Below are 6,860 nucleotides of genomic sequence, written 5' to 3' on the forward strand. Positions count from 1 at the left end.
AGGGAAAAGCGTCGCAAAGTGAGACAGTTGCGCGAGGTTCGGGCGGCTCCTTCTTCTCCCTCGCCCCGTTCTTACGGGGAGAGGGTTGGGGTGAGGGGCTGCTTCCGCGGATTCGGTGATAGCTGGTTCGCGGAGAGTCCCCCTCACCCGGATCGCTTCGCGATCCGACCTCTCCCCGCAAGCGGGGCGAGGTGACTTCCAAGCGCTTCGCGCCTTGCCCTGACCGCGCCCAGCCGCCGCGCCGCCCCAAACAGCACTGACATTCGCCCAAATCGGCACTACCTAATCCCCAGAATGGCTTTTCCCCCTTTCCCCTTCGCCTCCGAGCGCGCACCCGGCGCCGGCGTCACTGCGGTGCTCGGGCCGACCAACACCGGCAAGACCCATCTCGCCATCGAGCGGATGCTCGCGCATCCCTCCGGCATGATCGGCCTGCCGCTGCGGCTGCTCGCGCGCGAGGTCTACAACAAGATCGCCGCTCGCAAGGGTGTGGAGAGCGTCGCGCTGATCACCGGCGAGGAGAAGATCAAGCCGAAGAACCCGCGCTACTGGGTCTCCACCGTCGAGGCGATGCCGAGGGATCTCGACGTCTCCTTCCTCGCCGTGGACGAGGTCCAGATCGCCTCCGATCTCGAGCGCGGCCATGTCTTCACCGACCGCATCCTCAACCGCCGCGGCCGTGACGAGACGCTGCTGCTGGGCGCTGCCACCATGCGCCCGATCATCGAGCGGCTGCTCCCCGGCGTGTCCATGATCACGCGGCCGCGGCTGTCGCAGCTTGAATTTGCCGGCGACCGCAAGATCACGCGGCAGCCGCGCCGCACCGCCATCGTCGCGTTCTCGGCCGACGAGGTCTACGCCATCGCCGAGCTGATCCGCCGCCAGCATGGCGGCGCGGCCGTCGTGCTCGGCTCGCTCTCGCCGCGCACCAGAAATGCGCAAGTGTCGATGTTCCAGAACGGCGACGTCGACTATCTCGTCGCCACCGACGCCGTCGGCATGGGCCTCAATCTCGACGTCGACCACGTCGCCTTCGCCTCCGACCGCAAGTTCGACGGCTACCAGTTCCGCCGCCTGACGCCGTCCGAATTCGCGCAGATCGCCGGCCGTGCCGGCCGCGCCACGCGGAATGGAACGTTCGGCACCACCGGCCGCTGCGCGCCGTTCGAGCCCGAGCTCGTCAACGCGCTCCAGAACCACACCTTCGACAGCGTGAAGATGCTGCAATGGCGCAATTCGAGGCTGGATTTCTCCTCGCTCGGCGCGCTCCAGGTGTCGCTGAACCTCTCCCCCGGCCATGAGGTGCTGACGCGGGCGCCGATCGCCGAGGACATGCGCGTGCTCGACCACGTCGCCCGCGACGCCGATGTGCGCGATACCGCACATGGCAAGCTGGCCGTGGAGCGGCTGTGGGAGGCCTGCCAGGTCCCCGATTACCGAAAATTGTCGCCGGCGGCCCATGGCGAGCTCGTCACCACGCTGTACGGCTTCCTGATGCAGAAAGGCCGCATTCCCGATGCCTGGTTCGCGGCCCAGGTGGACCAGGCCGACCGCATCGACGGCGATATCGACACGCTGTCGGGCCGGATCGCGCAGATCCGCACCTGGACCTTCGTCGCCAACCGGCCGGACTGGCTCGCCGACCCCGAACACTGGCAGGGGATTACGCGGGAGGTCGAAAATAAATTGTCAGATGCGCTCCATGAACGCTTGACTGAGCGTTTCGTTGATCGCCGGACCAGTGTATTGATGCGCCGCCTGCGGGAGAACACGAGCTTGAATACTGAAATCGGCAAGACCGGCGAAGTCATCGTCGAAGGCCATGTCATCGGCCGTCTCGATGGCTTCACCTTTGCACCGGATGCGGCGGAAGCCGGTTCCGATGCGAAAGCCTTGCAGGCTGCGGCCCAAGCGGTGCTCGCCGGCGAGATCAACACGCGCGCCGAAAAACTGGGCAACGCGCCGGACGAGCAGTTCGTGCTGACCTCGGAAGGCACCATCCGCTGGACCGGCGATGCCGTGGCGCGACTGTCCGCCGCAGAGGACGCGCTGCATCCGCGCATCCGCATCATCTCCGACGAGCGCCTGACCGGCAGCCCGCGCGAGAAGGTGCAGACGCGGCTCGACCTCTGGCTCAAGACGCATATCGAAAAGCTGCTCGGGCCGATGTTCGAGCTCAGCAAGGCCGAGGACGTCACCGGCATTGCCCGCGGCATCGCCTATCAGCTCGTCGAGGCGCTCGGCGTGCTGGAGCGGCCGAAGATCGCCAACGAGCTGAAGGATCTCGACCAGCCCTCGCGCGCGACCTTGCGCAAATACGGCGTCCGCTTCGGCGCCTATCACCTCTATTTCCCCGGCCTCTTGAAGCCCGCCGCGCGCGCGCTCGCCGCGCTGCTGTGGGCGCTGAAGCAGGACAATGTCGATCTGTCCTCGCTTTCGGGCGCGCAGCATCTGGCATCTTCGGGCCGCACCTCGTTCCCGGTCGACAAGCAGCTGCCGCGCGATGCCTATCGCGTGCTCGGCTACAAGCAGGCCGGCGAGCGTGCCGTGCGCGTCGACATCCTGGAGCGCCTTGCCGATCTGATCCGTCCGGCGCTGGCGTGGCGTGATAACTCGCCCGGCGAAAAGCCCGCCGGCGCGTTCGACGGCCGCAGCTTCGTGGTGACCCAGGCGATGACTTCGCTCACGGGCTCCGCCGGCGAAGATTTCGCCTCGGTGCTGCGTGCGCTCGGCTATCGCATGGAGAAGCGTCCGCCGTTGCCGCCGAAGCCTGTGGCGGCGCCTGTTGCGGAAGCTTCCAGCGCAGAGGCGCCCGCCGAGACGCCGGCGACCGAAACACCGGTCGAGGACTCCGCCGCCGCAGACACGCCGATCGAAGCCGCTGCGGTCGCAGTCACCGTCGAAGACGCGCCCGGCATGGAGCAGCACGACGAGCCCGCGCAGGACGAGCCGGCGCTCGAAGCATCGCCCGAGGCTCCCGTCACGCCCGAAGATGCTCCCGGCATCGCGCCGCCGGCCGAAGAAGCCGCTGCGCCTGCGGAGGCTGCCGGCCTTGAAGCCGCGCCTGCCGAAGCCGCCGCGGTCGAAGCCGCTGCATCGCCCGATGCTGCTGCGCCTGTCGAGGCCGCACCCGCCGAGCCCGAGCTGGTCGAGGTCTGGCGTCCCGGCGGCCGTCACGAGGATCGCAAGCCGCGCCACGAGCGTCATCGCCACCAGCGTCACCATCACCAGCCCCGTCCCCAGGCAGGCGCCGAGGCGGGTGCTGCGCCCGCGGAAGGCGAGGCCGCGCAAGCAGCCGACGGCGAGAAGCGCGGCGAGCGTCATCGCCATGGCGGTCGCAGGGATGGCGGCAGAGATTTCCGCAAAGGCCGCGAAGGTGGTGCCGAGGGCGCGCCGCGTCCCGAAGGGCGCGACGACAAGAACCGCAGCTTCCAGGGCAAGGACCGCGACAAGGATCGCGATCGCAACAAGGGCAAGTTCGGCGGCGATCGCGACAAGGGCCGCGACAATCGCGGCCGCGACCGCGACAAGGGCCGTGACCGCCAGGGCGGGCCGTCGCTGCGCCCCTACGCCTCGAGCGCGAACCCGCGCGAGCGCGATCGGCCGGTCGATCCCAATTCGCCCTTCGCAAAGCTCGCTGCGTTGAAGGAGCAGCTCGCGGGGCGCAAGGAGTAGCCCACGACCGAGCGGCAGCGCATCGACAAATGGCTGTGGCACGCGCGGGTGGTGAAGGCGCGCACCTCCGCCGCTGAACTCGTCGAGTCCGGCCATGTCCGCGTCAACGGCGTGCGCGAGACCTCGCCGGGGCATGCGATCAAGGCCGGCGACGTGCTCACCATCGCGCTCGACCGCACTGTGCGCGTGTTGAAAGTCATCGCGTTCACCGAGCGCCGCGGCGATGCCGCCTCGGCGCGCGTGCTCTACGAGGAGCTCGGCGAAGGAAAGCGCAATTAATTGCGCTTTGAATTCATTTCTTGGTCGATCAATCGCGCAAAGCCGTCATGATCGACCGTCCCCGACCTTGCGGCGCCGGGCCATCCGCGCTACGCAAGCCGCGACTTTTGAAAGAGCTTTTCGGAGCGTTGGATGACTTACGTCGTCACTGAAGCCTGCATCAAGTGCAAGTATACCGACTGCGTCGAGGTCTGCCCGGTCGACTGTTTCTACGAGGGCGAGAACATGCTCGTCATCCATCCCGACGAATGCATCGACTGCGGTGTGTGCGAGCCGGAATGCCCCGCCGACGCCATCAAGCCGGACACGGAACCGGGCCTGGAAAAGTGGCTGTCGGTCAACGCCGACTACGCCAAGAGCTGGCCGAACATCACCCAGAAGAAAGAATCACCCGCCGACGCCAAGGAATTCGACGGCATGGAGGGAAAGTTCGAGAAATATTTTTCTCCGAACCCCGGCTCCGGAGACTAATTCGGCCGCAAACTTAACCCTAATAGCGGCGTGACCGCCGAAAACCAGGCCTGAAGACCCCTAAATCATTGATTTTTGCGGGAAATGTGCTATATTGGGCACATTAAGCCGAACCCCGTCAGCCCCGTTGGCCCTTCTGGGTTCCCGTGAAACCAAATGTCGAACAGGGGCGTGGCAGTTTCCGCGCGCAGGCTGTGTCACAGAAAACGCGTAAAAAGAGTACTTCAGCGAGGGCTTCCCATAAGGAGGCCAAAAAAGTCGCCGCGGCCAGCCGTAGCGCATCCAAGGGTCGGACCGCGACGAAGGCGCCGGCTGCAAAGTCCTCGAAGAACAAAAGAAGCGCAATGCCTAACAAGACTGCCAAACCGGCCGCGAAAGCGACCGTTGCCAAGCCTGCTGCCAAGGCTCCCGCTGCCAAGTCCGCTGCGCCGAAGGCCCCTGTTGCTGCTGCCAAGGCTCCTGTTGCTGCCAAGCCGGCCGTGAAGCCGGCGGCTGCTGCGCCGAAGGTCGAGGAAAAGAAGGTCGTGACCCAGCGTCAGGGCTTCAAGGCCAACGAATTCGTCGTCTATCCCGCTCACGGCGTCGGCCAGATCCTGGCCATCGAGGAGCAGGAGATCGCCGGCGCGAAGCTCGAGCTGTTCGTCATCAACTTCATCAAGGACAAGATGACGCTGCGCGTGCCGACCGCCAAGGTCGCCAATGTCGGCATGCGCAAGCTGTCCGAGCCCGCGCTGGTGAAGAAGGCGCTGGAGACGCTCAAGGGCCGCGCCCGCGTCAAGCGCACCATGTGGTCGCGCCGCGCCCAGGAATACGAAGCGAAGATCAATTCGGGCGACATCGTCGCGATCGCGGAAGTCGTGCGCGACCTCTATCGCTCCGAGTCGCAGCCCGAGCAGTCCTACTCTGAACGCCAGCTCTATGAAGCGGCGCTCGACCGTCTGTCCCGCGAGATCGCGGTGGTGCAGCACTCGACCGAGACCGAAGCGGTCAAGGAGATCGAGGCCCAGCTCGCCAAGAGCCCGCGCCGCAACGCCAAGGCGGAAGCCGCCGAGGGCGAGGCGGATGCCGAGGGCGATGCCGACGATACCGATGGCGACGACACCACCGTCGCCGACGAGGCGGCGTAAGCCTCTCGTCGCGTCGATCGCAACAGATCAAAAGCCCGGCCGTTTGGCCGGGCTTTTTGTTTGGGGGGGAGCGCCTGCCAAGCCGTCGTCCTGGCGAAGGCCAGGACCCATTACCCCAGCTTTGAGTTGCTGCAACGGCTTGGAGCTACAGCCCTCGTCAAACCGCAGCCTGTGGTTATGGGTCCTGGATCGGCGCTCGCTTTGCTCGCTGGTCCAGGACGACGAGCGTGTGAACCGCCGCCTCAACAAGCTCGGTGTCGTCCCGGCCTAGTTGTGGAGCCTCAAGAGGTTGTCCTCGGTCAAACCGAGCCGGCTGATCGGCGTTTGAGATTTTATACCACCGTGGGGCCGGTGCCAGTTGTATTGGTGCAGCCAGATCGGCAGCTCCCGGGCGCGCCGATCTGATGTGGGATAGGCTTTGGCATAAGCCCATTCGCGAAGCGCTGTCTGAATGAAGCGCTCGGCCTTGCCGTTTGTTCTCGGCGTGTAAGGCTTGGTGCGGATATGCTTGATGCCGAGGTCCCGGCAAGCGTCGCGGAAGGCGAAGGACTGGTAGCAACTCCCATTGTCGGTCATGACACGCGTGACGGTGACGCCGAGGTTTTTGTAATAAGCCACAGCGGCCTTGAGAAAGGGAACAGCGCTGTCCGCCGTCTCATCGGGCTTGATCTCGGAGAAGGCGACGCGGGAATGGTCGTCGATGCAGACGTGGACGAAATCCCAGCCGGCGCCGCGGCTCTTGTTCGGACCACTCGGATCGCCAGTGATGCGGTGGCCAACACGCTTGAAACGCCCGAGCTTCTTGATGTCGATGTGAATGATCTCGCCTGGGGTCTCGCGTTCATAGCGGCGTTCCGGCTCGACCGGTTCGAGATCTCGGATCCGGTTTAGTCCCAAGCGGCGCAGAATGCGGCTGACAGTGGCCGGTGATACAGCGGCCTTAGCTGCGATCTGCTTGCCGGTATGACGTTGGCGGCGCAAGACCTCGACAACCGTGCACGTGGCTGGCGGGGTTTGGCTCGGCGATGAGTGGGGTCTGGAGGAGCGGTCGCGCAACCCTTCTACGCCTTCCTCGCGGAACCGCTTGACCCATTTGGCAACGGTCTTCGGCGTCGTGTTGAACTGGAAAGCCGCGTCGGCCTGGCTCAGCCCGCCCTCGACCACGCTTCGCACCATCGCCTCTCGACCTTTTGGGCGTCAAAGGCGCATTCTTGTGGACGTTCATCTGGTCTCTCCTTGGAACACTGAAGCTTCGCAACCTCAGCTTCCTCGGTTCAGACCAGATGGACAACCTCCTGAAAGACCACA

General features: G+C 65.4%; 4 protein-coding genes and 1 pseudogene. 4 read left to right on the plus strand and 1 reads right to left on the minus strand.

The annotated features are described in order from the left end of the window. Nucleotides 1-294: 294 nt before the first annotated feature. The 4 genes from BM118_RS36285 to BM118_RS36300 all read left to right on the plus strand — a co-directional run bounded on the left by BM118_RS36285 (nucleotide 295) and on the right by BM118_RS36300 (nucleotide 5,552). Nucleotides 295-3,675, plus strand: coding sequence for a helicase-related protein (locus BM118_RS36285; protein WP_092192285.1), 3,381 nt, complete (start codon nucleotides 295-297; stop codon nucleotides 3,673-3,675). Between the two features lie 21 nt (nucleotides 3,676-3,696). Then, the gene (locus BM118_RS36290) at nucleotides 3,697-3,954 is read left to right on the plus strand and encodes an RNA-binding S4 domain-containing protein (protein WP_092192287.1); all 258 of its coding nucleotides are present in this window, start codon (nucleotides 3,697-3,699) and stop codon (nucleotides 3,952-3,954) included. Nucleotides 3,955-4,086: 132 nt separating this feature from the next. Further along, complete coding sequence (gene fdxA, locus BM118_RS36295; protein WP_027545217.1) at nucleotides 4,087-4,425, plus strand: ferredoxin FdxA; 339 nt, start codon at nucleotides 4,087-4,089, stop codon at nucleotides 4,423-4,425. 344 nt (nucleotides 4,426-4,769) lie between these two features. Further along, nucleotides 4,770-5,552, plus strand: coding sequence for a CarD family transcriptional regulator (locus tag BM118_RS36300; RefSeq protein WP_177235006.1), 783 nt, complete (start codon nucleotides 4,770-4,772; stop codon nucleotides 5,550-5,552). A gap of 267 nt (nucleotides 5,553-5,819) precedes the next feature. Here the strand turns inward: BM118_RS36300 and BM118_RS36305 are convergent. Next, nucleotides 5,820-6,777 (minus strand): annotated as a pseudogene (locus tag BM118_RS36305) (IS481 family transposase). Between the last annotated feature and the right edge of the window lie 83 nt (nucleotides 6,778-6,860).

The organism is Bradyrhizobium sp. cf659 (genome assembly GCF_900113725.1).
Classification (GTDB): Bacteria; Pseudomonadota; Alphaproteobacteria; order Rhizobiales; family Xanthobacteraceae; genus Bradyrhizobium.

What these genes read in the sequence shown, in the direction of transcription:
- BM118_RS36285 (WP_092192285.1), top strand. Translation starts at nt 295, where the DNA reads ATGGCTTTTCCCCCTTTCCCCTTCGCCTCCGAGCGCGCACCCGGCGCC.
- fdxA (WP_027545217.1), top strand. Translation starts at nt 4,087, where the DNA reads ATGACTTACGTCGTCACTGAAGCCTGCATCAAGTGCAAGTATACCGAC.
- BM118_RS36300 (WP_177235006.1), top strand. Translation starts at nt 4,770, where the DNA reads ATGCCTAACAAGACTGCCAAACCGGCCGCGAAAGCGACCGTTGCCAAG.